Source organism: Marinobacter sp. PE14 (genome assembly GCF_053566155.1).
The window spans coordinates 846,963-872,790 of the sequence record NZ_JBQXNY010000002.1; the positions used below are offsets into that span (position 1 = coordinate 846,963).

The window sequence follows — 25,828 nt, forward strand, 5'->3', positions numbered from 1 at the left end:
TACTCTGTCAGCGAGGCGGCTCAGGCCGCTCCGCTGACGATGCGATAACTCGGTCTGTAAGCCGAAGAACCCGGTAGTTTCATCCGGTTCTGGGCTACAAACTGCTGCAGCATAGCTTCAAGCGGTTTTATCAGAGTCGGGTCGCCTGCGATTTCGAAGGGCCCCTTCTCCTGAACCTGACGTATACCACCCTCCTTGACGTTACCGGCAACAATACCGCTGAAGGCTTTGCGCAAATTTGCAGCGATCAGGTGCACAGGCTGGTCCCGATGCAGCTCCAGCGCCCGCATGTTGTCGTGATTGGGCTCGAACGGTAGCTGGAACACTGGGTCGATCTTCAGCATCCAGTTGAAATAGTACGCATCCTGCATGGCGCGCCGGAACGTCTCGACCTCCTTCATTCCTGTTTTCATGGTCTGGGCCACGCGCACCGGATCGTCGATGATGATCTCGTACTTGCTCGCAGCCTCATCCCCGAGGGCGTTCCGGATGAACTTGTCGATCATCTCGAAGTATTCCGCGTTCTCCTGCCGGCCGGTAAACACCACCGGGAAGGGCAGATCCGCATTGTCCGGATGCAGCAGGATGCCGAGCAGGTAAAGAATTTCCTCGGCGGTGCCGACACCACCCGGGAATACAATCACGCCGTGACCACATCGAACGAAGGCTTCCAGGCGCTTTTCAATGTCCGGCATGATCACCAGTTCATTGACGATGGGGTTTGGGGCCTCGGCGCCAATGATGCCGGGTTCCGTAATACCGATGTAGCGACCGTTCTTGACCCGCTGCTTGGCGTGGCCAATGGTGGCGCCTTTCATGGGCCCCTTCATTGCCCCCGGACCGCATCCGGTACAGATGCTCAGTGCCCTGAGCCCCAGTTGATGACCCACGTCCTTGCTGTACTGGTACTCATCGTGTCCGATTGAGTGGCCGCCCCAGCACACCACCAGATCCGGTTGGCGCCCGGCCTGAAGCACTCGGGCATTGCGGAGAATGTGGAAAACATAGTTGGTCAGGTCTTCCGGATCGTCCCGCCGGAAACCAGCGGCTGACTGGGGAATTGAATGGGAGTAGATAATGTCCCTCAGGACCGAGAACAGGTGCTCTCGGATCGCCCGGAGCATCTGTCCATCAACGAAGGCATGTGCGGGCGCGTTGATCAGTTCGAGTTTGAGACCCCGTGGCTGGGGTACCAGGCGGACATCAAAGTCGGCATGGGATTCCATCAATGCCTGGCAGTCGTCAGTCTCTACACCGGTATTAAGAACCGCCAGGGCACACTGGCGAAACAGCCGGTACAGACCGCCTTCGCTTCGGTCCTTAAGGCGGTTGACCTCATGATTGGAGAGAATTTCAAGGCTGCCCTCTGGTGAAACGAGGGCGTTGATGGTGGTTTCCTGCATTAACGGTGAAACTCCTGGATGTTGCGGAAATGCCCGATTTTGAGGCACGCCTTCAAAAGGGTAGACTAAGGCCTTTCAGTACAATACGCCACCCGACAAAATTCCGATTTATGAAACTGCTTATTCGTCCCGCTCCGGAAGTTGCTATCAAGAGTAAACCCGTCCGTCGTCAGCAGATGCGTCATCTGCGCCAGAACATCCGAAAGCTGCTGGCGCGTCTGGATCCGGAGATTCGGGTTGAAGGCAGTTGGGACAGGGTAGATGTGGAGGTGCCAGACGGTCGCGGGTTGTCCGGGCCGGCCCTTGAAGTGCTCTTGCGCATATCGGGCATTTCCACGATTCAGGAAATCGGAGCGTTTCCGTTTGTCAGTCTGGAAGACGTTGCCGAGAAGGCTGTTGAGGCCTTTGCTGAGCGGTTGACTGGCAAAACCTTTGCCGTCAGGGCCCGACGGCACGGTGAACACAGTTTCCGCTCGATCGATCTGGAGCGCACAGTGGGTGCCGCGCTTATGCAGGCATCGGGTGCCAGTGGGGTTGATCTCAAATCCCCGCAGGTTGAGGTGCGGATTGAAGTCCAGGACGACCAGTTCCATATTGCCCATCGCAAGCACCGGGGGTTGGGCGGCTATCCGCTGGGCAGTGTCGAAAATGTGCTGACCCTGATTTCCGGGGGTTATGATTCGTCGGTGGCCGCTTACCTGATGATGCGAAGGGGTTTGCGCAATCACTTCCTGTTTTTCAACCTCGGGGGCACGGCTCACGAGGTTGGTGTGCGCCAGGTGACGCACTACCTGTGGGATCGCTACGGTGCCTCCCACAGTGCCAAGTTTATCTCGGTGCCCTTCGAGGGTGTTGTCGCTGAAATCATGCGTTCGGTGAGTCACCGTCACTGGGGCGTGGTGCTCAAGCGTCAGATGCTGATGGCAGCGGCAGAGATTGCCCGCAAGAACAACGCCTCGGGGGTGGTGACAGGAGATGCGGTGGCCCAGGTGTCCAGCCAGACCCTGAGCAACCTGAATGTGGTGGATCGGGCCAGTGACGAGGTAGTCCTGCGCCCATTGGTGTCCATGGACAAGGAATCCATTATCCGCATCGCCCGGGAGATTGGTACCGAAGTCTACGCCCGCAACATGCCGGAATACTGTGGTGTGATCTCTCAGAAGCCGGCCACCCGTGCCAAGTTGCATCGGGTGGAGGAAGACGAGTCACGGATGGACGCTTCCGTGCTTGCGAACGCGATTGATGCCCGAGAAGAAACGCCCGTGAATCGGTTGCTGGAAACGACTGTGACGCCTGAAGAGGTTGAGCTGGTGCAGACGCCTTCCATGGACGACGTGATCATCGACGTACGCCACCCCTCGGAGGGTGAGCAGTCTCCTCTGACACTGACCAACAACGAAATTCTGCAGATCCCGTTCTACGAGCTGAATCAGCAGCTACCGGAGCTGCCGGCAAACCGGCAATACCTGCTGTATTGCGATCGCGGCACGATGAGCCGCATGCACGCCGGGCATCTGAAGGCCGAAGGGCACGAAAACGTGAAGGTTTACGTGCCCGCGGCCTGAACCCTCAGCCTGCCAGCCCCTTGAAGAACTGTTGGACGTTCTCGCTCAGAGCCTCCAGGTCATACCCGCCTTCCTGCACTACCAGCGTTGGCAGCCCCAGCTGACGCACATGGGTGCTGAGCCTGCAGAACCCTTCGGAGGAAACTGACACCTTGGCCTGAGGGTCGTTCTTGTAGATGTCGAAACCCAGGGCGAGGATCAGGGCATCCGGCTGGAACAGCTTGATCGCCGCCAGGGCGTCGTCCAGTTTCGCGAAGAAATCATCTTCTGTGGAACCATGGGGCATCGGCATATTGATGTTGTAGCCAAAACCTTCCCCTTCGCCACGTTCGTTCTCAAAGCCGCTGACTACCGGGTAGAAGTTGGTCGTGTCGCCATGGATAGAGATGTACAGCACATCGCTGCGATCGTAGAAAATCTCCTGGATACCCTGGCCATGATGCATGTCGGTATCCAGGATTACGATTTTCGGGAACCGGGCCTTCATATGCTCGGCGGCAATCGCGGCGTTGTTCAGGTAGCAGAAACCACCAGCGGCATCCCGGCGGGCATGGTGCCCCGGAGGGCGACACACCGCATAGGAGGTGCGATCGCCAGCGATCAGCGCGTCGGCGGCACCCAGCGCGCTCTGGGCAGACCAGTAGGCGGCATGCCAGGTATGTTCGCCGATCGGACAGCTGCCATCGGCCTGATAACGGGCCGCCTCGGCCAGGATGCCAGTCAGGTGATTCGGGGAGCGGACGAAGATATTCGAGATTACCTCATCGCCCCAGTCATCCATCGCTTTCCAGCGCCGATGAGCGGATTCCAGAAAACGCAGGTAGCCCAGATCATGGACTTTTGAGATCGGCCCCGCGCCCTGGTCGGCGGGCTGTAGCACGGAGATACCCATTTCTTTCAGTCCGCCCAGCATTTCACCGGTTCGAGCAGGGATCTCCTGGGGCTGGCGCATCTGTCCCCGGGTAAAGTACGTCTGTGGAATATGCTCATCCTGTGCGGGATGGAAAAATGCCTTCATTGTCCGCTCTCCTGGGTGTCTGATCCCCCGAGTATAGGCACACTCAGGCGATGATCAAAAGCTCGCCCTTGACTTTACAGGGTGGGATACAACATCCACTATGAAAGACATAAAACACTGACGCAACCAGATTAACCAGACTGCGCCCCACCGGGGCGGAGCCAATCACACAAGAGGAGCCGAGATGATCGAGTCACCCCTGCTGGAAAAGCTGACCGGCTATATCGGTGGTCGCTGGACTGACAATGAACATGGCAACACCTTCGATGTTTATAACCCGGCAACGGGCAAGGTGATCGCCCAGGTCGCATCCATGTCGGAAGACGAAGTGAACGCCGCCGTTGCCTCCGGCAAGTCGGCACTGCGACTGACCAGTCCCTACAGCATCGAGACCCGCCGTAAGTGGCTGGAAGACATCCGGGATGCGCTCAAGTCCAACAAGGAAGAGGTCGGTCGTATCCTCTGTATGGAGCACGGCAAGCCGCTGCAGGAGGCCCAGGGCGAAGTGGATTACGCCGCCGGGTTCTTCGATTACTGCTCCAAGCATATTCAGGCTCTGGACGCTCACACCATTCCGGAAAAACCGAAAGACTGCACCTGGACTGTCCACTACCGGCCCATCGGTGTCACCGGCCTGATCACGCCCTGGAACTTCCCCATTGGCATGATCGCGAAGAAGCTTTCGGCTGCGCTGGCGGCAGGCTGCCCGTCTGTGATCAAACCGGCCAGCGAAACCCCGCTGACCATGATTGCCCTGTTCAGCCTGATGGACAAGCACACCGATATACCCGACGGCATGGTTAACCTGGTGATGGGTAAAGCCAGCGTGATCGGCAAGGTTCTCTGCGAGAGCCCAGATGTGCCAATGCTCAGCTTTACCGGCTCCACCGAAGTGGGCCGCAAGCTGCTCGTTGACACAGCAGATCAGGTCAAGAAACTGGCCCTGGAGCTGGGCGGCAATGCGCCGTTCATCGTCTTCGACGATGCCGATCTGGATGCCGCAGCCGACAACCTCATCGCCAACAAATTCCGCGGTGGCGGCCAGACCTGCGTCTGCGCCAACCGGATCTTCGTGCATGAGAAAGTGGCCGATGCCTTCGGTGAGAAGCTGGCCGAGCGGGTCAACAAGATGACCGTCGGCGACGGCATCAACGGCGACGTGGATCTTGGCCCGCTGATCAACCAGGCCGGCTATGACAAGGTTAAACGTCACGTACAGGATGCCCTTGAAAAAGGCGCGACCCTGGTTGCCGGCAAGAAACCAGAAGATCTGGGCAACGACCTGTTCTTCCCGCCCACCGTGGTGCACGGCGTAAACCGGGATATGTGCTGTTATCAGGAAGAGACCTTCGGTCCGTTGGTACCCATGGCTTTGTTCCGCACGGAAGAGGAGGTCATCGAAGCCGGTAACGACACCGAGTTCGGTCTCGCCTCGTACGTGTTCACCAACGATGCCGAACGCGCCCAGCGCGTGGCTGCCGGCCTCCGCTTCGGCCACTGTGGCTGGAACACCGGCACCGGTCCGACCCCGGAAGCGCCGTTTGGTGGCATGAAGGCGTCTGGTATTGGCCGGGAAGGCGGCCTGGAAGGTCTGTTCGAGTTTGTGGAAGCTCAGACCGTACCACGTGGCTTTTAAGGTATAAGCCCTCAACTTTGAGGGTGTCGCACGGGGGAGGTTCCCCTTCAGGACACGCTACGAGCACCCGCACGCGGGTCCAGCCTGCAATCTCAGATTGCAGGCGTTCGGCTGTCGCATGAAGCTTTGCTTCATAAGCGCTCAGCCTCACCCATGTGCGCTTGGCTGTGGCCATCCTTGGCCACAGACAGTCCTGAAGGGGAACCTCCCCCGCGCTCTTTCTGGCATTAGATGATTGCTTATCAAATCTTCTCGCCTGACATGAGTAGGTCGGATTAGCGAAGCGTAATCCGACAAACAACGACAAAACATCCCCACCCGGAAATCCCTCTTTTCTCCTGTTATACTCAACAACCTGTTTATTTAACCAGTAGCGAACCGATTCTTTATGGACGTCTCCCACATCATCGATCCGTTGAACGATGCCCAGCGTGAAGCTGTTACCGCTCAGAACGATCACCTTTTGGTTCTGGCAGGTGCAGGAAGTGGTAAAACCCGTGTTCTGGTGCACCGGATCGCCTGGTTGATGACCGTGGATCGGGTGCCGCCCACTGGCATCCTGGCGGTTACGTTTACCAACAAGGCCGCCAAGGAGATGCGTTACCGCATTGAGCAGATGATGGACATTCCGGCTCGCGGCCTCTGGTTTGGCACCTTTCATGGCATCGCGCACCGTCTGCTGCGCTCGCACTGGAAAGACGCCGGGCTGCCTGAAAACTTTCAGGTGCTGGACAGCGACGACCAGCTGCGGCTGATCAAGCGGGTGATGCGGGAAAACCAGATTGATGAGAGCAAGTGGCCGCCGAAGCAGGCCCAGTGGTTTATCAGTAGTCAGAAGGACGAAGGGCTGCGAGCGGATCACATCCAGGAGAATCCGGGCGACCATTTCCTGTCGATCATGCTGAAGATCTATCGCCAGTACGAGAAGCTCTGCCAGCAGGGCGGTCTGGTGGATTTTGGCGAGCTGTTGCTGCGATCCCATGAACTGTGGCTGCATCGCCCGGAGCTGCTGGCCCATTACCAGAGCCGGTTCCAGCATATCCTGGTGGACGAGTTCCAGGACACCAACACCATCCAATACGCCTGGCTGCAGGTGCTGGCCAGCAATCGCGTGCCAATGACGGTGGTGGGGGACGACGATCAGTCTATCTACGGCTGGCGGGGTGCCAAGGTCGAAAACATCCAGCAGTACCAGCGGGATTTCCCCAATGCCCGGTTGGTGCGTCTGGAGCAGAACTACCGCTCCACCCAGATGATCCTGAAGGCGGCCAACGCGGTGATCGCCAACAACCAGGGCCGGCTGGGCAAAGAGCTCTGGACCGACGGTCCGGAAGGCGAACCGATCAGCCTGTATGCGGCGTTCAATGAACAGGACGAAGCCAACTACATCGCCGACAGCATTTCTGCCTGGGTGCAGGACGGTAACCTGCGCAGTGAATCCGCCATTCTCTATCGCTCCAATGCCCAGTCCCGGGTGCTGGAAGAGTCGCTAATGCGCCAGGGTATTCCCTACCGGGTATACGGCGGCCTGCGATTCTATGATCGTCAGGAAATCCGCAACGCCCTGGCGTACCTGAGGCTGGTGCAGTATCGCCGCGACGATGCGGCATTTGAGCGGGTGGTCAATGTGCCGCCTCGTGGCATTGGCGCCAAGAGCCTCGCGGAGCTTCGGGAATATGCGACTGAGCAAAGTATCTCATTGTGGGAATCTGCTGAGCGTCTGTTGGAAGCCGGGCAGGTGAAAGGCAGGGCCAAAACCGGCCTGCAGTCTTTCATTGCCATTATTGAGGGCCTCTCCGAAATGGTGGGCGATGCCTCGTTGCACGGCCTGATGAAGCAGACCATCGAAAATAGCGGCCTGAAGGACTATCACGCCAGCGAGAAAGGTGAGAAAGGCCAGGCCCGGGTGGAGAACCTTGAGGAACTGGTGAATGCGCTGTCTGACTATGAGGTGGAGGACGGCGTGGACGCGCTGTCGGAATTCATCGCCCAGGCGGCTCTGGATGCTGGTGAATCCCAGGCCGAGGACCATGAAGACAGCGTTCAGCTGATGACTCTGCATTCTGCCAAGGGTCTGGAGTTTCCGCTGGTGTTCCTGGCCGGCGTGGAAGAGGGGCTGTTCCCTCACGGCATGTCTTTGGAAGAGCCGGGCCGCATGGAAGAGGAGCGTCGCCTGGCTTATGTCGGCATAACCCGGGCCATGAAAAAGCTGGTGCTTACTTACGCTGAATCCCGCCGCTTGTATGGCCAGGAAAAGTTCAACGCGTTGTCCCGGTTTGTGCGTGAAATCCCCGGCGATTGCCTTCAGGAAGTGCGGCTGCGGAACACCGTGACCCGGCCGGCCATGGTCGAGCGCCCGAATGAAAGCATGTTCAGCCAAGATTCGGCGCAGCAATCGGGGTTCAGCCTGGGGCAGCGCGTACGCCATCCCAAGTTTGGCGAGGGCATCGTGATGAATTCCGAGGGCACCGGGCACCATACTCGGGTGCAGGTGAACTTTGATGAGGGCGCCAAGTGGCTTGTTTTGGCTTATGCGCCGTTAGAAGCCTGCTAGTTTGAGTGCGTGCACAGGGTTGGGGTTGCCTTTCCAAAACACGCTCCTTGCGGCACATCCATGTGACGCTTGGGCTCCGCCATCCATGGCTTCGCACAGTTTTGGAAAGGCAACCCCAACCCTGCGCTGCAGACTCCGTGTTCGACGCCGCTTTTACATAAGAACTGCGTAGATTACACCTGCCAGAACAATCCTGTAGATCACATACGGCCACATCCCCACCTTGTTCAGCCACTTCAGGAAGAAGTGAATCGCAGTAATGGCCATCAGGAACGAGGTCACCCCGCCGATCAGGAAGCCACTCCAGTCGACGATCACATCTGAGGTCGCCACTTCCAGCAGTTTTACTGCCGATGCCAGCACGATGATGGGGATTGCCAACAGGAATGAGAACCTGGAGGCGGTTTCCCGGGTCATGCCCAGGAACAGGCCGGCGGTGATGGTGACGCCGGAACGGGAGGTGCCGGGTACCAGGGCCATGGCCTGGGCAATGCCTACCAGGACGGCGTCTTTCCAGTTCAGTTTGTCGAGGGTGCGCTGACGTTTGGGCAGCCAGTCTGCAAGGCCGAGGAGTAGGCCGAAGAACAGGGTGGTGAAGAAGATCACTTCCACCGCCCGCAGTTCGTTGTCGATCATGTCCAGCAACGCCAGGCCAGCCAGGCCAGCAGGGATGGTGCCGATCACGAGGTACCAGGCCAGGGCGCCCTGGCCAACGATTTTGCGGCGGCTGATGGAAATCAGTCCGTCCCGGGCAATACCGAAGACGTCCTGCCGAAAATAGAGCACAACCGCCAATAAGGTCCCGACATGCACGGACAAATCGAAGCCCACGCCCTGATCGGTCCAGCCGAACAATGCCGGGGTCAGGATCAGGTGGGCGGAGCTGGAGATGGGCAGGAATTCGGTCAGTCCCTGGAGAAGGCCAAGGAAAAGGGCCTGGAAAACGTCCATTGCGTGTATTCCGTCAGATTCGGTGCGTCAGAAATGTGGCCGCGATATTAGCAGGGTGTGAGTGGGCTGAACAGGTAATGCGAGTGAGGCCAGCGCCGTGACCAAAAGCCTGGCGCTGGCCGCCGCTATATTACGCCGGAAACCGATCCCGGGTCTTGTTGGCGATGCGAACAAGCACCAGCATCAGAGGAACCTCGACTAACACACCAACCACGGTGGCCAGCGCTGCGCCGGATTGTAGGCCGAACAGTGCGATGGCGGCGGCCACGGCCAGTTCGAAGAAGTTGCTGGCACCGATCATGGCGCCCGGCGCGGCAATGCAGTGGCGTACTTTCCAGAGCCTCGCCCAGCCGTAGGCCAAAAAGAAAATCAGGAAGGTCTGAACAATCAATGGCACGGCGATCAGCACGATGTGCAGGGGGTTGTTCAGAATCACTTCACCCTGGAAGGCGAAGAGCAGCACCAGGGTGACGATCAGCGCCGCCGGAGTGACCGGGCTGAGGCGCTTCATGAAAACGTCGTCGTACCATTGCTGATCGTGCCGGGAAATGAGGGCGCGGCGGGTCAGGTAGCCGGCCGTTAAGGGAATGACGATGTACAGGACGACGGACAGCAGCACGGTATCCCAGGGCACCTGGATGTCGGAAATGCCCAGCAGGAAAACAACAATTGGTGCGAAGGCAAACAGCATGATGAGGTCGTTCAGGGATACCTGAACCAGGGTGTAGGCGGCATCGCCTTTGGTCAGGTAACTCCAGACGAACACCATGGCGGTGCAGGGCGCAGCACCCAACAAAATGGCGCCGGCCAGGTACTCGCTGGCCAGCCCCGGCGCAATCCATGGCTCGAACACCACCATCAGAAAGAACCAGGCAATGGCAAACATGGTGAAGGGCTTGATTAGCCAGTTCACTATGGTGGTGATGGCCAGCCCCTTTGGCTCTTTTCGCACGCCGACCACGGCACTGAAATCAATCTGCGCCATCATCGGGAAAATCATCGCCCAGATCAGAATGGCGATGGGGATAGAGACCTGCGCGTACTCGAAACGGGACAGGGTTTCCGGCACTACCGGCGCAAACTGTCCGAGGGCGACGCCTGCGATGATGGCCAAAGCTACCCAGACCGACAGGTACCTGCCGAACAGATCCATGCCTTCGCCGGTGTCGTGCGCCTCAGTGGTTTCGGTATTGCTGCTCATTGCCTGACCCTCACATGGACCGCTGGTTGACGCGTTTGGACACTTCCTCGGCACTCTCTACCCGCTCCGAATACCGGTCGGTCAGGTAGTCGCTCCGGTCCCGGATCAGCAGGGTAAATTTCACCAATTCCTCCATCACATCGACGATGCGATTGTAGAAGGGCGAAGGTTTCATGCGGTCGTTATCGTCGAACTCCATAAACGCCTTGGGCACCGAGGACTGGTTAGGGATGGTGACCATACGCATCCATCGGCCAAGCACCCTCAACTGATTGACAGCATTGAAGGACTGGGAGCCGCCACAGACCTGCATCACCGCGAGGGTTTTACCCTGGGTGGGGCGCATGCCGCCAATAGACAGCGGTATCCAGTCGATTTGGGTTTTCATGATGCCGGTCATCGCGCCATGACGTTCTGGCGAACACCAGACCATACCCTCGGACCATTGGGCAAGATCCCGCAATTCCTGCACCTTCGGATGAGAGGCCTCTTCTGCGTCGGCCAGAGGCAGCCCCCGGGGATTAAATACCCGGGTTTCCGCGCCCATGGCTTCGAGCAATCGGGCAGCCTCTTCAACAGCCAGTCGACTGAACGAGCGTTCCCGCAACGAGCCATACAGCAACAGAATCCGTGGCGGATGTGACGAAGGCTTTGCCTTGAATAACTGATCCGTTGTGGGAGCGTTGAAAAGCTCTTTGTCGACGTTGGGGAGGTCCTGAGTGCTCATTTTGTTGGCAGATTCCTTTACTCATGGAGAGGCTGAATCTATTATGCATCAAAACAGATATTCATAAAAACGAATATATGGAAATTGAGATATGAAGCGCCGGGTTTTATTTGTCTGTACCGCCAACAGTGCCCGTTCCCTGATGGCAGAAGCGTTACTGCGAGATATGGCCGGAGACCGGTTTGAAGTGGCCAGCGCCGGTACCGAGCCAACCAGGCCCCACCCGATGGCACTGCAGGTGCTTGAGGAAGTCGGCATATCCACCGAAGGATTGCATAGCAAGCAGCTGGCCGATGTGCAGGGACAATATTGGGATTACGTGATTACCCTGTGCGAGAAAGCCGCGAACGAGTGCGGCACGGCTTGTCAGCCGGCCCAGCAGATTGCCTGGGATTTTGCCGATCCGGTACCGGCAAACCGTCATGCGACCTTTGCCCTTACGCTCAAGGAAATCAGGGAGCGCATTGCGCTGTTCGCCCTTGTACACCAGAAAGAAATCGGCCCGAAGCCAGCCAGCTATGACCCGGTCGCGGTTTTTAAGGCACTGGCGGACGAATTCCGCCTTGCGGCTATGTTGCTGATCCGTAGCCAGGGACAACTCTGCGTCTGCGAGCTTACGGCAGCCTTTGAAGCGCCCCAGCCAAAGGTCAGCCGGCATCTGGCCACATTGCGCGACGCGGGCCTGCTGGCAACAGAGCGTCGGGGCCAGTGGATCTACTATTCGTTGAATCCGGGAATTCCCCCATGGCTGGTCCGGATACTGGATGAAACCGCGAGCCATAACGACCGTTTGATAGAGAACCCGCTTACGCGGTTACAGGCCATGGCAGACCGCCCGTCTGTCCAATGCCTGTAATGCTGCCGTGGTTTAATTTTCAGAACAGATCCATCAGGAGCGCATCATGAGCAAGATCAAGATCGGAATTAACGGATTTGGCCGAATCGGTCGGCTGGCGTTGCGGGCTGCCTGGCAGTGGCCGGACATGGAATTTGTGGCGATCAACGACCCGGGTGCCGATGCCGGGACACTGGCCCATCTGCTCAACTTTGACAGCATCCATGGTCGCTGGAGCCAGGAAGCCACTGCGGACGGAACCGATGTCGTCATCGACGGCCAGCGCATTCGCGTGACTCACAATCGAACCATCGGTGAAACCGACTGGTCCGGCTGCGATCTCGTGATCGAGGCCAGTGGCATGAACAAAAAGGTGAGTGCCTTGCAGGCGTACCTGGACCAGGGCGTGAAACGGGTCGTGGTCACCGCACCGGTGAAGGAGGCAGGCGCCAAGAACATTGTGTTGGGTGTGAACGACGATATTTTCGACCCGGCCAATGACCGCATTGTCACCGCCGCCTCCTGCACCACCAACTGCCTGGCGCCGGTGGTTAAGGTGATTCACGAAAAGCTGGGCATCAAACACGGCTCCATCACCACCATTCACAGCCTGACCAACACCCAGACCATCATTGATGCGCCTCACAAGGATCTGCGCCGGGCAAGGGCCTGCGGCAGTTCACTGATCCCCACCAGCACCGGTTCAGCAACGGCGATTATCGAAATATTCCCGGAACTGAAAGGGCGTCTGGATGGCCACGCCGTGCGCGTGCCGCTAACCAATGCGTCGCTGACCGATTGCGTGTTTGAAGTGGAGACACCGACCGATCGTGCGGCGGTGAATCAGTTGCTGAAAGAAGCCGCTGAAGGTGAGCTCAAAGGCATCCTGGGTTATGAAGAGCGACCGCTGGTATCGATCGATTACAAGACCGACCCGCGTTCTTCTATCGTTGACGCTCTGTCCACCCTGGTGGTCAACGGCACCCAGGTGAAAATCTACGCCTGGTACGACAACGAATGGGGCTACGCCAACCGCACCGCGGAGCTCGCGCGCAGGGTGGGTGCTGCCTGATATGACGGCTGCCATCCGACAGTACCTGGTGATCACCGGTAACTACTGGGCCTTTACCCTCACCGATGGTGCCCTGCGGATGCTGGTGGTGCTGCATTTTCACCAGCTGGGTTACTCGCCCCTGGCGATCGCTCTGCTGTTCATCTTTTACGAATTCTTCGGGGTGGTGACCAACCTGGTGGGCGGGTACCTGGGCGCCCGCATGGGGCTGAACCGCACCATGAACATCGGGCTGTTCCTGCAGATTGTGGCGCTGGGCATGCTGGCGGTTCCGGCGGCGATGCTCACGGTACCCTGGGTAATGGCGGCGCAGGCTCTGTCGGGGATTGCCAAGGATCTGAACAAGATGTCCGCCAAGAGTGGTATCAAGTTGCTGGTCCCGGATGAGCAGCAGGGCACGCTGTACAAATGGGTGGCGATTCTCACCGGTTCCAAGAACACCCTCAAGGGCGTCGGCTTTTTCCTCGGTGGTGTGCTGTTAATGGCTGCAGGCTTTACGGGTGCGGTCATTATTATGGCGGTTTCGCTGGGACTGGTCTGGCTGATGAGCCTCTTTCTGCTGGGACAGGACCTGGGCAAGAGCAAGGCCAAGCCGAAGTTCAGCGAGATCCTGTCCAAAAGCCGGGCTATCAATGTGTTGTCTGCGGCCCGCATGTTCCTGTTCGGTGCCCGGGATGTCTGGTTCGTGGTGGCCTTGCCCGTCTACCTGCACACGGTGTTTGGCTGGGATTTCTGGAAAGTGGGTGGCTTTATGGCCACCTGGATTATCGGCTATGGCTTTATCCAGACCATCGCGCCGCGCATCACCGGCAACATGGAAGGCAAACAGCCTGCTGTTCTCTGGGCAGCAGCGCTGGCGCTGATTCCGGCAGCGATTGCCATCGGCCTGACGGCGGGTTGGTCGCCCCAGTTTGTGATTGTTGGTGGCTTGCTGTTGTTTGGCGTGCTGTTTGCCGTCAACTCGTCGCTGCACAGCTATCTCATCGTTAGCTATGCCCGCGGTGATGGCGTGTCGCTGGATGTGGGGTTCTATTACATGTCCAATGCGGCTGGCAGGCTACTGGGAACAATTCTGTCCGGGTGGGTGTATCAGGCCTACGGATTGGAGGCCTGCCTGTGGATATCTTCCGGTCTGGTGGCCATGGCCGCGCTGCTGTCCCTGATGTTGCCCGAGCGGCGGCCAGTGACAGCCTGAGCGGCCCTCAGAACCGAATGGCCAGCCCTGCGGCGGCTTCCACCTGCAGGTAGCCGCTGCTGTCGAATCTGAGTTCGCAGCCACCTGAGCAGAACGCGGAACCTCCCGAATTCAGGGCGGTGTACACACCGCGCAGATCCAGCCGCAGGCGCAGTTGTTCCGTCAGAAAAAACTGATAGCCACCACCCAGAGACAGGGCGGCCCGGTGGTGGGTTTCGTATCTCGAATCGTCCGGTTCCAGCCGGGTAACCCCGAACACACCAGAGACAAAACCGCCGTGATTCTGCCCGCTCGGGAAATAAAGCCCGCCGAACTGGAGTTGGTAGATCGTAAGATCGATGGAATCCACGCCCGGTGCGAACAGGCCACTGTCCAGTCTGGCCGAAGTGCTCTGCCGCCCGAAATAGAGTTCTCCCTGTTTGCCAGGGTCCGGCAGATCAAAATTGAACACCAGCCCCTGGCTGGCGGAATCCCGGAAGTCGATCTGGTCTGAGGTGCTGGCGCCGGCGGTCTCGATATCCACCGAACTGCTCATGCGATACCCTGCAAACGGTGCCAGGCTGACCTCTGCTGCCAACGGCGGGGCAGTCAGTGCAGATGCCAGTGTGAACGTAATAAGAGATCGAAGCTTCATACATCCCTGGCCTGTGTGGTTGGTTGTTGGCAGGACACTGTGCAATGGTATATCCATTATGAACGTTGGCGAGCCCTGGTGATGCTATCTTGACAGATTTGGTGCTGGAAAATCTCTGCGTTGGCACTCTCAGTAATGTGTCTTTGACGGTACCAGGTGGACAGGTTGCCTGTCTGTCCGGTCCTTCGGGCAGCGGCAAGAGTCGCCTGCTGAGGGCTGTGGCAGACCTGGAGCCTCATGGCGGCACCGTGTCTGTGGGTGATACTTGCCAGCAGGATATGCCAGCCCACCAGTGGCGAAGCCGGGTGGTGATGGTGCCGGCAGACAGCCAGTGGTGGTTTGATGAGGTGGGAGGTCACTTCCCGGATGATGTAAAGGCAGGGTTGCCGTCAGCGCTGGGTTTTCCGCCCGGGGTCATGGAGTGGTCGGTGAGTCGGTTGTCTTCCGGTGAGCGACAGCGGCTCGCGCTCTGGCGGGCCCTGGTGCTTGAACCTGAGGTTCTCTTACTGGACGAACCCACCGCCAACCTCGACAACGAGAGCACAGAAGCCATTGAAACCTGGCTGCTTGAGGAAATCCGTAGACGGCAGATCGCAGTGCTCTGGGTCGCCCATGACGTTGGCCAGATTCATCGAGTGGCCGATGCCCACTACCGGATCCTTGGCACGAGTCTGGAGCGCGCAGATGGAAGTGATTGATCTGGCCTGGTGGAAGTTGGGGCTTGCAGCGCTGCTGGTGCTTGCCCTGGCTGCGACGGGCTATCTGGCCCGTCTGGGCATTACCCGAAACCTGCTGATCGCTGCACTTCGCACGGTCATTCAGCTGGCGCTGATCGGGTTGGTGCTGGAGGCATTGTTTGCGTCGTCCGGGTTTTACTGGGTCGCCTTAATGGCCTTGGTGATGCTTCTGGTTGCCGGCCGAGAGGTTGTTGCGCGTCAGGGCCGACGGCTTCAGGGCTGGTGGGCGTTCGGTATCGGCACAGGATCGATGTTCGTGTCCTCCTTTTCGGTGACGGTACTGGCGCTCACGGTAGTGATCGGCCCAGATCCCTGGTACACCCCGCAGTACGCCATTCCCCTGTTGGGCATGATGCTCGGCAACACCATGACAGGCGTCAGCCTGGCGCTGGACCGTTTGAATGAATCGGTCTGGCGGCAGCGGGCCGTCATCGAGAACCGCCTGATGCTGGGCCAAACCTGGCAGCAGGCGCTGGAGGATATCCGGAGAGACGCCATGCGCAGTGGTATGATGCCGTCCATTAACGCCATGGCCGCCGCCGGTATCGTCAGCCTGCCCGGCATGATGACTGGCCAGATTCTCGCGGGCAGTCCGCCGGCAGTGGCGGTGAAATACCAGATCCTGGTGATGCTGATCATCACCGTCGGCACCGGTTTCGGTGCTCTCATGGCGGTTTCCTGGGGCGGTCGCAGACTGTTTGACGACCGTGAGCGTCTGCGACTGGACCGACTGGTGAAACACTGAAACAGCAGCCCAATACCAACCAGACACCAAAGTAGCATGGGCCAGCTGCCTCCCATGAGGCTAGGCTTTGCGCATTGGTTGGAGAAAAGACAGCAACAATGATTGATTACCTGAGACGTTATCCACTGCCTGTTATTGTGCTGGCTCAGCTCTTCGGCACGTCACTCTGGTTCAGTATCAATGGCGTCTGGCTGTCGCTCGCTTCAGAACTTGGGTTAACGGAACCTGATCTGGGCCGGTTGACGCTAGCGGTTCAGGCCGGCTTCATCGCGGGTACGCTGACGATCGCCGTAACTGGCCTTGCAGACCGCTATGGCGCCAGTCGGATTTTTGCTATATCCAGTCTTCTCGGTGCTCTGGTAAATGGCGGGTTTATCTTCGCCGCGGGGCTGCCGCCGCTTGATTTCCTGCTGCGATTCGCCACCGGCCTTTGTCTGGCCGGCATCTATCCCCTGGGCATGAAAATGGTCATTGCCTGGACGCCAAAATACGCCGGCGCCGCGCTCGCCTGGCTGGTGGGCATGCTCACCCTTGGCACGGCCCTGCCACATCTGATGCGTGGGGCGACCCTGGGGATGCCGTGGGAGTGGCCGCTGGTGGCGTCATCCTGCCTTGCCCTGGCCGGAGGTCTGATGGTGTGGCTGCTCGGCGACGGGCCGCACCTGCCAAAAGGCAATGGCCGGCTGCCGCTGAGTCAGGGACTCGCCGCGCTGCGTATACCCAGATTTCGCGCCGTAGCCGGCGGCTATTTCGGGCATATGTGGGAGCTCTACGCCTTCTGGACGCTGACACCCTTATTGATTGGCCGGGAACTGCAGCGTCTCGGGCAGAGTGAGGTACTGATTCCCTGGCTGTCGTTTGCCGTGATTGGCATTGGCGCCGTCGGCTGCGTTGGTGGTGGCCGGTTCAGTCGCACCCTGGGCAGCGAGTCGGTAGCGCGGTGGGCGCTGATGGCCTCCGGGGCTTTCTGTCTCTTATACCCGTGGTTGAATGGGGTACCCCCGGTTTTGCTCATCGCGTTGCTGGTTGTCTGGGGGATCGCGGTGATCGCAGATTCACCCCAGTTTTCAGCGTTGGCCGCAGAGACCGCGCCTCGTGAGACGGTTGGTTCCTCTCTGGCGGTGATGAACGCGGTCGGGTTTGGCCTGACACTACCAGCCATCTGGCTCACCAGCGGTCTCTGGGGACAGCTGGGAGTCTGGGTGGTGCTTTTGTTGGTTCCCGGGCCCGTACTTGGCTTGTGGTCGCTGGGAAAAGCGCGTTCTGAACCGGTCAGATCATGACTCCAGCCAACGGGTAATCTCGTCTCGGCCCGGTATGGAACCGCTGTGCACCACCTTGCCGTCAACGGCTACCGCGGGCGTGGCCATGACCTGGTACTCCATAATTCTGGCCGGATCGGTGACTTTTTCTACGTTCACGGTCTGCCCCAGTTCCTTGGCCAACCGTTCGATGCTTTCGGCTGTCTTTACGCACTTTTTGCAGCCGGTCCCCAGCACTTCAAAGGTCTTCATCGGTTTTCTCCTGATATTCGTTAATAGTGAATTTGCCTTCAGAACCCGGCAAATAGCCAGGGCTCTATGGCATTGATGACCCAGCCGACTACCATGAAGTTGGCCAGCAGGATGGCAAAAATCAATGCAAGGAGGCGGAAGGTCATCACCTGTTTGAGCATGATGAACTCCGGGAAACTGGCCGCCACGGTGCTCATGCAGAAGGCGAGCGTGGTGCCCACTGGTAGTCCCTTGACGATCAGGCTCTCCATCACAGGAATGACGCCAGTGGCATTGGAATAGAGCGGGAGACCCGCGAAAACCGCCGCTGGCACGCTCCACCATTGGCCGGAGCCCAGGTTGTCGGCAAACCAGCCTTCGGGTACGAAGCCGTGCAGGGCCGCGCCAAGGCCGACGCCGATCAGTACCCACTTCCAGATTCGCCCGACGATTTCCCGGAGTTCGTCTTTTGCGAACCGATGGCGCTCGGCAAAGGTCATCTTTCGGGATTCGGGAGCCTCGGTGTTATCCGGCTGTTCATGAGCTGCCTTTGCGGCCTTCTGATAGGCTTTGGCAGCGAAGTCCTTCAGCCAGCGCTCGCCTCTCAGGCTATCGAGTATCATGCCCCCGACAATGCCGACGGTCATGCCGATCACCACATAGGCCAGGGTGAACTTCCAGCCCAGCAGGCTCCAGAGCATGATCACGGCAACTTCATTGATGATCGGTGATGTGAACAGGAACGCCATGGTGATGCCGAGAGGTATTCCTGCGCTGGTAAAGCCCAGGAACAGCGGGATGCTGGAGCAGGAGCAGAACGGTGTGATCGCCCCGAAGCCGGAACCAAAAACGTAGCCGGCAAGGCGGTTCTTGCTCTGTATGTAGGCGCGTACCCGCTCGAGGTCCAGTGCGGCGCGGGCGAGTGCAATGATGTAAATCATCACCACCAGCAGGAACAGAATTTTGGTGGTGTCTTCAATGAAAAAATGGACTGACGTGCCTATCTTTGTGGCTGGATCCAGACCAAGAATCTCGTAGGCCAGCCAGGTGGCAAAATCAGAAAAGTAATCAAGCATTGCCGTTTTGCGCCTCTGTAAATGAAACCTGGTAACCTGAAGACGAATAACCCGCTGAAAGGATACTCTTGATGTGTCCACTAATGACTTTTCTGAAAAATCTCCGCTATCAATGGACGGCTGTTATGGAATCCAGCGGGATTGGAAAGCTGCAAGCGAGAGGTGCTGGAAATGTCATTTGAGTGCGTTTTGCGAGCCTGGCAAGAGCATCAGGCAGAACTCCGCCATTTTCTGCTCGGCCAGTTGCGAGAACCCGCACAGAGCGACGATATGCTTCAGGAGGTGTTTCTCAAGGCCATGCGCGAGGGGCGTTCCTTTTGCGAGCTGGACAATCCCCGGAGCTGGTTATTCCGGGTGGCCAGAAATGCGTTAACAGACAATTATCGCTTGCAAAAGAACTGGGTGCCGGTGCCTGAGTATTTACCCGATCGTCCCGGTGATGAGGCAGATCCGGTGGCAGAGCTGGATGTTTGTATTCGGGGGGCTTTGCCCGAGCTCTCAGATGAAGATCGGGAGATTCTGGAAGCCTGCGATCTGGGCCCGCTTTCCCAGGATGAATTTGCCCGCAGGGAGGCAATTTCATTGCCGGCCGCCAAAGCACGCATTCGTCGCGCCAGACAAAGACTGCGGGATCAGTTGGCAGTTCGCTGTAACGTTGTCCTGGATTCTTCAGGCCGGGTTTGCTGCCATACCGCCAACCGCGAGGTCTGAGGCCCCCTGTAATAGCTGTTATGGCGCGCACTCAATGCAATAGAGAGTAGTCGGATCAATCTCCAGACGCTTCGGGTTGATCGGCTCGCCACACTCCATGCACTCGCCATACTCATCGTTGTCGATCCGCATCAAGGCGGCTTCGATCATTTTCAGTTGTCGCTCTGCCCGTTCCTTGCCCGCTTTGGCCAGGGCCTGCCCTTGCAGTGCGTCCATCCGGGAGAGTCGGCCAACGCTCTGTTGGTCGAGGTGTACGGTGTCACTGGCTTCATCCCGCACTTCACTGGTTGACAGCAGGTCTTCATGGAGTTTCAGCAAGAGCTGACGAAACGTATCTCGTTCTTCTGGCGTCATGGGTCGTGTTCTCCCAGTATGGATCTCGTGGCTTTTGATCCGGTTGTAGGCCTCTGATAGGCTTTCCACTCTCCTCTAGACCAATCCTATAATGACTGGATCTGCATCACATAACTCCCGTGGCGAAGCACTGAGGATTCTTGTGCTCTCCGGTTACGATGCTGCCAGTCACAGGCGTTGGCGCGAGCAGTTGTCCGCCATGTTTCCGGGATTTGAATGGGAGAGTCTGTTATTGCCAGCCAGGTTCTTCCGCTGGCGTATCCGAGGCAACCCGCTTAGTTGGCTGCATGAGCCGCTCCTGCAGGAACACTGGGATCTGATTATTGCGACATCCATGGTGGATCTGGCAACCCTGCGGGGTTTGCACCCGCGCCTGGCCCGTACACCCTGCCTGCTGTACATGCATGAAAATCAGTTCGCCTTTCCGGTATCCAGCGGCCAGAACGCCAGCGCCGATCCACAGATGGTGAACCTCTACAGTGCCCTTTCTGCCGACTGTGTGGTGTTCAACAGCGGCTGGAACCGGGACAGTTTTCTGGTAGGCGTCAGTTCTTTCGTCCGAAAACTGCCTGACAGAGTGCCTGAGGGGCTAATCGAGACCCTGCGTGACAAATCCCGGGTGATACCGGTGCCGATTGAAGACCGGTTGTTTGCGGATCGCCCGCCACTTTTGGGCCGAACCTGTCCGCACCTGCTCTGGAACCATCGCTGGGAATACGACAAAGGGCCGGATCGTCTTTCGAATTTCTTACGGGTGCTTGAGCAGCGGTCGGTACCGTTCAGGTTGAGCGTGGTGGGCGAGCGGTTTCGCAGCTATCCGAAGGCGTTCGACCGCATCCGGGAAGAGTTTGGTGGTCGCATCGAGCACTGGGGCTTCCTGGACAGCCGGGAAGACTATGATCAGCTGCTGCGTCGGGCGGATATTGTAGTCTCCACGGCAATGCACGATTTTCAGGGGCTCTCGATGCTCGAAGCCATGGCTTCAGGTTGTGTGCCCCTGGCTCCGGATCGCTTGGCCTATCGGGAGTACGTGCCGGACCGGTGTCGCTATGAGAGTCACGAAGAGGATGCGGCGCTGGAGGCTGAAGCGGCTGCTGACACGCTTGAACAACTGTTGGAAGAACAACCTCGGGCCTGCCCGCCGGAGGGTTGGCGGGCATCCAGCCTGGCCGGTGACTATCGGTCGCTGTTGCAACACCTGATCACTACAGGATCAGGCAGTTCCTGAGCCTGTTTCTTCTCCAAACCTGTCTCAGATCAATCCCGTTCCTTTGCGGTTAGCCCGGCCGATACTAGACTCAGAACTGTCTTTCGGCCTCACCACAAGGAGTCGTGGCCATGGAGTTTCATACCCTCGATGGCAATGAAGCGGTGTCTTCGGTGGCTTATCGCCTGAGCGAGACCATCGCCATCTATCCGATTACCCCTGCCTCGGTCATGGGCGAGCACGCGGATGACTGGGCGGTTCTGGGCAAAACCAACCTCTGGGGGCAGGTGCCCAGTGTGGTCGAAATGCAGTCCGAAGCGGGTGCCGCCGGTGCCATGCACGGTGCACTGCAGGCCGGTTCACTGGTGACCACCTTTACCGCGTCCCAGGGGCTGCTGCTGATGCTGCCCAATCTGTATAAGATTGCCGGTGAGCTTTCGCCCTTCTGCATGCATATTGCTGCGCGCAGCATCGCCACCCACGCCCTGTCCATCTTCTGCGACCATTCCGATGTAATGAGTGCCCGCGGTACCGGATTTGCCCTGCTGGCCTCGGGATCAGTGCAGGAGGCTCAGGACCTCGCGGCCATCGGCCACGCTGTCACCCTGGAAAGCCGGGTGCCGGTGATGCACTTTTTCGACGGCTTCCGGACTTCCCATGAGATCTCCAAAATCGCTGCCTTGAGCGATGACGACCTGAGGGCCCTGGTGCCTCACGAAGGATTGGAGGCGCACCGGAGTCGCCGGATGACACCGGATCGGCCAGTAGTTCGAGGCACCTCCCAGAACCCCGACGCCTTCTTCCAGGCCCGGGAGGCCATCAACCCCTTCTATCAGGCATTTCCGGAGAAGCTGGAAGCCGTGATGGACCGTTTCGCCGGTATTACCGGCCGGCAATACCGTCTGTTCGATTACGTTGGGCACCCTGAGGCCGACCGGGTGGTCATCCTGATGGGTTCCGGGGCCGAATGCGCCCATGAAACGGTGGAGTGGCTGCTGGCGCAGGGCGAGAAGGTTGGGGTCCTCAAGGTCCGCCTGTTCCGGCCCTTTGCCACGGCGCGTTTTCTCGACGCTTTGCCCGATACCGTCGAACATCTCGCGGTGTTGGACCGCACCAAGGAACCCGGCGCCCAGGGTGAGCCCTTGTTGCTGGAAGTCAGCGGTGCCCTGATGGAAGCCTATAGCCGAGGGGATCGGAAGGTGCTGCCCCGGGTGATCGGCGGCAGATATGGACTGTCCTCGCGGGAGTTTACGCCGGCCATGGTCTGCGCCATTTTTGACGAACTGAAAGTGGCAGCACCGAAAACCCGCTTCACCGTTGGCGTGCGCGACGATGTCAGCCATCTCTCGCTGGACGTGGACAACGAACTGGATATTGAATCCCCGAAAACCCGCCGGGCGCTGTTCTTCGGTCTCGGCGCCGATGGCACCGTCAGCAGCAACAAGGCGAGCATCAAGATTCTGGGGGAGGGCACGGAGCTTTTCGCCCAGGGCCATTTTGTCTATGACTCCAAGAAATCCGGCGCTACCACCGTCTCCCATCTGAGGTTCGGGCCGCTGCCCATCCGGTCCAGTTACCAGATCAACAGGGCCCAGTTTGTGGCCATTCACGCGCCCCAGTTCCTGGAGCGGTTTGATGTGCTTGAACACGCTGCCGAGGGTGCCACGGTGCTCCTCAATGTGCCCTGGTCAAAGGAAGAAGTCTGGGATCGGCTGTCGGTCGAGGTCCAGCGGGTATTGGTCGAGCGCAAGGCCCGGCTGTTCGTGATTGATGCCGCCGAGGTGGCGGAAAAGGCTGGTCTGGAACGGCGGATCAACACCGTGATGCAGGTCTGCTTCTTTGCCCTGGCGGATATCCTGCCCCGGGAAGAGGCCATTGCCCATATCAAGGAATCCATTCGCAAAACCTGGGGCCGCCGCGGGCCGGAAGTGGTGCGCCGCAACGTGGAAGCGGTGGACTCGGCCCTGGACAACCTGCACGAGGTGCCGGTCCCGGACAAGGTAACGGCCACCCGCACCCGACCGCCGAGGGTGCCCGAGAATGCGCCGGACTTTGTGCAGAAAGTCACTCGCCTGTTATTGGAAGGGCAGGGAGAGAAACTGCCGGTCAGCGCGTTCCCGCCGGATGGTACCTGGCCAATGGGAACCAGCCAGTACGAGAAGCGAACCATCGCACTGGAAATACCCATCTGGGAGTCCGACCTCTGCGTGCAGTGTAACTTCTGCGCGATGATCTGTCCGCACACCGCGATCACCAGCAAGGTGTTTGAACCCGAGTCGGTCAAAGGGGCGCCGGAGGCGTTCGAGGTGGTGCCGGAAACCCAGACCTCTGAACTGGAAGGTCTGGATTACCGGATTCAGGTGGCGCCGGATGACTGCACCGGCTGTGGCTTGTGTGTCGAGGTCTGCCCGGCAAAGGACCGCACCCAGCCCAAACGCAAAGCCATCAATATGCAGCCGATCGAAGAGCACCGTGAGGTAGAAGCAGAGAACCTGGCATTTTTCCGGCAGTTGCCGGATGTGCCCCGGGATCGTATCCCCCGTGACTTCAAATCCCTGCCGCTGCTGATTCCCCTGTTCGAATATTCCGGCGCCTGTGCCGGCTGCGGTGAAACACCCTATATCCGGCTGCTGACCCAGCTGGTGGGTGACCGGCTGCTGATCGCTAACGCCACCGGCTGTTCCTCGATTTATGGCGGCAATCTACCCACCACGCCTTACACAGTGAATGCAGACGGCCGTGGGCCTACCTGGAATAACTCGCTGTTTGAAGACGCGGCGGAACTGGGTCTGGGCATGCGTCTGGGGCTGGACAAGCTTGTCGGTCGGGCCGGGCAGTTACTGGACGGGTTCCGGGAAGAACTGCCTGACGCGCTCTACTCGGAGCTGACCAGCGCCTGCACCACCGTTGATGAATCGGCAATGGCATTAAGGCGCACAGCGATTGAGCAGCTCCGGAACTGGCTGGCGGACAAGCAGACGCCAGAGGCCCGGGAGCTGGACAGCCTGGCCGATGAACTCTGCCCGAAGAGTGTCTGGGTAATAGGGGGCGATGGCTGGGCCTACGATATTGGTTATGGCGGTCTCGACCACGCCCTGGCCTCGGGGCAGAACCTGAAACTGCTGGTACTCGACACCGAAGTCTATTCCAACACCGGCGGCCAGCAATCCAAGGCCACGCCCATGGGGGCGATTGCCAAGTTCGCCGCTGCCGGCAAGGCCACACGCAAGAAGGATCTGGGCCTGCTCGCCATGAGCTACGGCCATGTCTACGTTGCTCAGATTGCCATGCAGTCCCACAGCAACCACACCACCAAGGCCCTGCAGGAAGCGGAGAGCTTCGATGGCCCGGCACTGATCATTGCCCACAGCCCGTGCATCGCTCACGGTTATGACCTGGTGCACTCGCCGGCACAGCAGAAGCGAGCCGTGGACAGTTGGGCCTGGCCGCTGTATCGGTTCGACCCCCGCCGTATCCATGAAGGTTTGCCACCCCTGCAGCTGGATTCCCTGCGCCAGAAGGTGACCATGAAAGCCTATATGCAGGAAGAGGCCCGGTTCCGGATGCTGGAGCTGCGGGACCCCCAACGCTACGAGCAGCTGGTGGCCGCAGCTTCTGAGGCGGCGACTGAGCAGCGTGAACTCTACAAACAGTTGGCGGGGATCCACTTTGAGCCCCACGAAACTTCTGACGCTGACAACGAAAAGGGTGAACGTCATGACTGAATTGGCAACCCGTTGGCTGGGGCTGGAACTTCGCTCGCCCCTCGTGGTCGGAGCCAGTCCGCTGACTGATGACCTGGACGCGCTGAAAGCCTGTGTCGACGCTGGCGCCGGTGCCGTGGTGATGCATTCGCTGTTCGAGGAGCAGTTGGTGGAGGAGCAGATGGCGGCCCATCGGTTTATTGATTCGCGGATCAACATGGACGCCGAGGCCCGATCGTTTTTTCCCGAATCCGAACTGTTCGAGATGGGATCGGACAGTTACCTGCAGCGGCTGGAGCTGTTGCGACACTCACTGGGTGTGCCGGTGATTGCCTCGCTCAACGGTATTTCAGCGGGTGGCTGGACCAGGCATGCACGTGAGCTGGAAGCGGCGGGCGCCCATGCCATCGAACTGAATCTCTACGACCTGGCCTCGGACCCGGAGGAAACAGCAGAGGCACTGGAACAGAGGCAACTCTCGGTTGTGAGGTCAGTGGCTGAGCAGGTGAGCATTCCGGTCAGCGTCAAGCTATCGCCTTTCTACTCGGCGTTGCCTGCGTTCGTCGCCGGTATCGAAGAGTCAGGGGCCCGGGGCGTGGTGTTGTTCAATCGGTTCTATCAGCCGGATATGGATCTGGATGAGCTGGAGTTAAGCCGTGAGGTGGTGCTGTCGACCAGTGCCGAGCTGCCGTTGCGGTTACACGCAGCCGCCATACTTTATGGCCAGACAACACTGGAGATGGCGGTTTCAGGTGGCGTTCATAGTGGTGACGATGCGGCAAAAGCGATTCTTTCGGGCGCTTCTGCTGTGCAGGTGGTCTCGGCCGTGCTGTCGGAGGGTGCCGGCGCCCTGTCGAGGATTACCCGGGAAATGACTGCTCGGCTATCCGGAATGGGATACCGCTCGCTGGCCGAAGCACGGGGCGTTCTGTCAATGGCGAACGCCCCCAATGCCCGAACCTGGGAGCGTCTTAATTACGCCCGCCTTCTGCACGGTTGGAAATAGAGCG

22 protein-coding genes are annotated in these 25,828 nt (G+C 59.0%); 13 read left to right on the top strand and 9 right to left on the bottom strand.

Features of this window, described 5'->3' with window-relative positions; genetic code table 11:
* Nucleotides 1-20: 20 nt before the first annotated feature.
* Complete coding sequence (gene ppnN, locus ACWJ62_RS09655; RefSeq protein WP_449285982.1) at nt 21-1,403, bottom strand: nucleotide 5'-monophosphate nucleosidase PpnN; 1,383 nt, start codon at nt 1,401-1,403, stop codon at nt 21-23.
* Between the two features lie 110 nt (nt 1,404-1,513).
* Between ppnN and thiI the strand changes: the two genes are divergently transcribed.
* The gene (gene thiI / locus ACWJ62_RS09660; RefSeq protein ID WP_449285983.1) at nt 1,514-2,968 is read left to right on the top strand and encodes a tRNA uracil 4-sulfurtransferase ThiI; all 1,455 of its coding nucleotides are present in this window, start codon (nt 1,514-1,516) and stop codon (nt 2,966-2,968) included.
* Between the two features lie 4 nt (nt 2,969-2,972).
* On the opposite strand, the gene ACWJ62_RS09665 is transcribed toward thiI, so the two are convergent.
* Entirely contained in the window at nt 2,973-3,986 is a 1,014-nt protein-coding gene (locus tag ACWJ62_RS09665; RefSeq protein WP_449285984.1) for a histone deacetylase family protein, read from the bottom strand.
* Between the two features lie 184 nt (nt 3,987-4,170).
* Between ACWJ62_RS09665 and ACWJ62_RS09670 the strand changes: the two genes are divergently transcribed.
* Nucleotides 4,171-5,622: an NAD-dependent succinate-semialdehyde dehydrogenase gene (locus ACWJ62_RS09670; RefSeq protein ID WP_449285985.1), complete on the top strand. Its 1,452-nt coding sequence runs from the start codon at nt 4,171-4,173 to the stop codon at nt 5,620-5,622.
* 388 nt (nt 5,623-6,010) lie between these two features.
* Entirely contained in the window at nt 6,011-8,176 is a 2,166-nt protein-coding gene (gene uvrD / locus ACWJ62_RS09675) for a DNA helicase II (protein WP_424005092.1), read from the top strand.
* 153 nt (nt 8,177-8,329) lie between these two features.
* Here uvrD and ACWJ62_RS09680 read toward each other — a convergent pair whose 3' ends face one another.
* The 3 genes from ACWJ62_RS09680 to arsH all read right to left on the bottom strand — a co-directional run bounded on the left by ACWJ62_RS09680 (nt 8,330) and on the right by arsH (nt 11,055).
* The gene (locus tag ACWJ62_RS09680) at nt 8,330-9,127 is read right to left on the bottom strand and encodes an undecaprenyl-diphosphate phosphatase (protein WP_449285986.1); all 798 of its coding nucleotides are present in this window, start codon (nt 9,125-9,127) and stop codon (nt 8,330-8,332) included.
* Between the two features lie 130 nt (nt 9,128-9,257).
* On the bottom strand, nt 9,258-10,328 hold the full coding sequence (arsB, locus tag ACWJ62_RS09685; protein WP_449285987.1) for an ACR3 family arsenite efflux transporter: 1,071 nt from the start codon (nt 10,326-10,328) through the stop codon (nt 9,258-9,260).
* 10 nt (nt 10,329-10,338) lie between these two features.
* The gene (gene arsH / locus ACWJ62_RS09690) at nt 10,339-11,055 is read right to left on the bottom strand and encodes an arsenical resistance protein ArsH (RefSeq protein WP_449285988.1); all 717 of its coding nucleotides are present in this window, start codon (nt 11,053-11,055) and stop codon (nt 10,339-10,341) included.
* 91 nt (nt 11,056-11,146) lie between these two features.
* On the opposite strand from arsH, the gene ACWJ62_RS09695 reads away from it, so the two are divergent.
* From ACWJ62_RS09695 to arsJ, 3 genes are read left to right on the top strand one after another with little or no spacing between them, the layout of a single operon-like run.
* A complete protein-coding gene (locus ACWJ62_RS09695) occupies nt 11,147-11,911 on the top strand; it encodes a metalloregulator ArsR/SmtB family transcription factor (protein ID WP_449285989.1) in 765 nt (254 codons plus the stop codon).
* Nucleotides 11,912-11,957: 46 nt separating this feature from the next.
* Nucleotides 11,958-12,962, top strand: coding sequence for an ArsJ-associated glyceraldehyde-3-phosphate dehydrogenase (locus ACWJ62_RS09700; RefSeq protein WP_449285990.1), 1,005 nt, complete (start codon nt 11,958-11,960; stop codon nt 12,960-12,962).
* A 1-nt stretch (nt 12,963) separates the two neighbouring features.
* Complete coding sequence (arsJ, locus tag ACWJ62_RS09705) at nt 12,964-14,157, top strand: organoarsenical effux MFS transporter ArsJ (RefSeq protein ID WP_449285991.1); 1,194 nt, start codon at nt 12,964-12,966, stop codon at nt 14,155-14,157.
* 7 nt (nt 14,158-14,164) lie between these two features.
* Here arsJ and ACWJ62_RS09710 read toward each other — a convergent pair whose 3' ends face one another.
* Nucleotides 14,165-14,791: a hypothetical protein gene (locus tag ACWJ62_RS09710; protein ID WP_449285992.1), complete on the bottom strand. Its 627-nt coding sequence runs from the start codon at nt 14,789-14,791 to the stop codon at nt 14,165-14,167.
* A gap of 89 nt (nt 14,792-14,880) precedes the next feature.
* Between ACWJ62_RS09710 and ACWJ62_RS09715 the strand changes: the two genes are divergently transcribed.
* The 3 genes from ACWJ62_RS09715 (at nt 14,881) to ACWJ62_RS09725 (ending at nt 17,556) form a co-directional block, all read left to right on the top strand.
* A complete protein-coding gene (locus ACWJ62_RS09715; protein WP_449285993.1) occupies nt 14,881-15,489 on the top strand; it encodes an ABC transporter ATP-binding protein in 609 nt (202 codons plus the stop codon).
* Nucleotides 15,476-16,273 carry an ABC transporter permease gene (locus ACWJ62_RS09720; RefSeq protein WP_449285994.1) on the top strand — a complete coding sequence of 266 codons (798 nt, stop codon included), beginning with the start codon at nt 15,476-15,478 and terminating at the stop codon, nt 16,271-16,273. The genes ACWJ62_RS09715 and ACWJ62_RS09720 overlap by 14 nt, the downstream gene beginning before the upstream one ends.
* A gap of 98 nt (nt 16,274-16,371) precedes the next feature.
* Nucleotides 16,372-17,556 (top strand): MFS transporter, encoded by a 1,185-nt coding sequence (locus ACWJ62_RS09725; protein ID WP_449285995.1) that lies wholly within the window; start codon nt 16,372-16,374, stop codon nt 17,554-17,556.
* Here ACWJ62_RS09725 and ACWJ62_RS09730 read toward each other — a convergent pair.
* Both ACWJ62_RS09730 and ACWJ62_RS09735 read right to left on the bottom strand, forming a co-directional pair.
* Nucleotides 17,551-17,787 carry a thioredoxin family protein gene (locus ACWJ62_RS09730; protein ID WP_449285996.1) on the bottom strand — a complete coding sequence of 79 codons (237 nt, stop codon included), beginning with the start codon at nt 17,785-17,787 and terminating at the stop codon, nt 17,551-17,553. The two genes, ACWJ62_RS09725 and ACWJ62_RS09730, sit on opposite strands and share 6 nt — an antisense overlap.
* Before the next feature lie 38 nt (nt 17,788-17,825).
* Nucleotides 17,826-18,842: a permease gene (locus tag ACWJ62_RS09735; RefSeq protein ID WP_449285997.1), complete on the bottom strand. Its 1,017-nt coding sequence runs from the start codon at nt 18,840-18,842 to the stop codon at nt 17,826-17,828.
* Between the two features lie 171 nt (nt 18,843-19,013).
* Here ACWJ62_RS09735 and ACWJ62_RS09740 point away from each other — a divergent pair, with 171 nt between their 5' ends.
* A complete protein-coding gene (locus ACWJ62_RS09740) occupies nt 19,014-19,553 on the top strand; it encodes a sigma-70 family RNA polymerase sigma factor (protein ID WP_449285998.1) in 540 nt (179 codons plus the stop codon).
* Nucleotides 19,554-19,571: 18 nt separating this feature from the next.
* Here ACWJ62_RS09740 and ACWJ62_RS09745 read toward each other — a convergent pair whose 3' ends face one another.
* Nucleotides 19,572-19,907: a TraR/DksA family transcriptional regulator gene (locus ACWJ62_RS09745; RefSeq protein ID WP_449285999.1), complete on the bottom strand. Its 336-nt coding sequence runs from the start codon at nt 19,905-19,907 to the stop codon at nt 19,572-19,574.
* A 91-nt stretch (nt 19,908-19,998) separates the two neighbouring features.
* On the opposite strand from ACWJ62_RS09745, the gene ACWJ62_RS09750 reads away from it, so the two are divergent.
* The 3 genes from ACWJ62_RS09750 (at nt 19,999) to ACWJ62_RS09760 (ending at nt 25,824) form a co-directional block, all read left to right on the top strand.
* Entirely contained in the window at nt 19,999-21,135 is a 1,137-nt protein-coding gene (locus ACWJ62_RS09750) for a tRNA-queuosine alpha-mannosyltransferase domain-containing protein (RefSeq protein ID WP_449286000.1), read from the top strand.
* A gap of 110 nt (nt 21,136-21,245) precedes the next feature.
* On the top strand, nt 21,246-24,839 hold the full coding sequence (gene nifJ / locus ACWJ62_RS09755) for a pyruvate:ferredoxin (flavodoxin) oxidoreductase (RefSeq protein ID WP_449286001.1): 3,594 nt from the start codon (nt 21,246-21,248) through the stop codon (nt 24,837-24,839).
* The gene (locus tag ACWJ62_RS09760; protein WP_449286002.1) at nt 24,832-25,824 is read left to right on the top strand and encodes a dihydroorotate dehydrogenase-like protein; all 993 of its coding nucleotides are present in this window, start codon (nt 24,832-24,834) and stop codon (nt 25,822-25,824) included. The genes nifJ and ACWJ62_RS09760 overlap by 8 nt, the downstream gene beginning before the upstream one ends.
* The last annotated feature ends 4 nt before the right edge of the window (nt 25,825-25,828 follow it).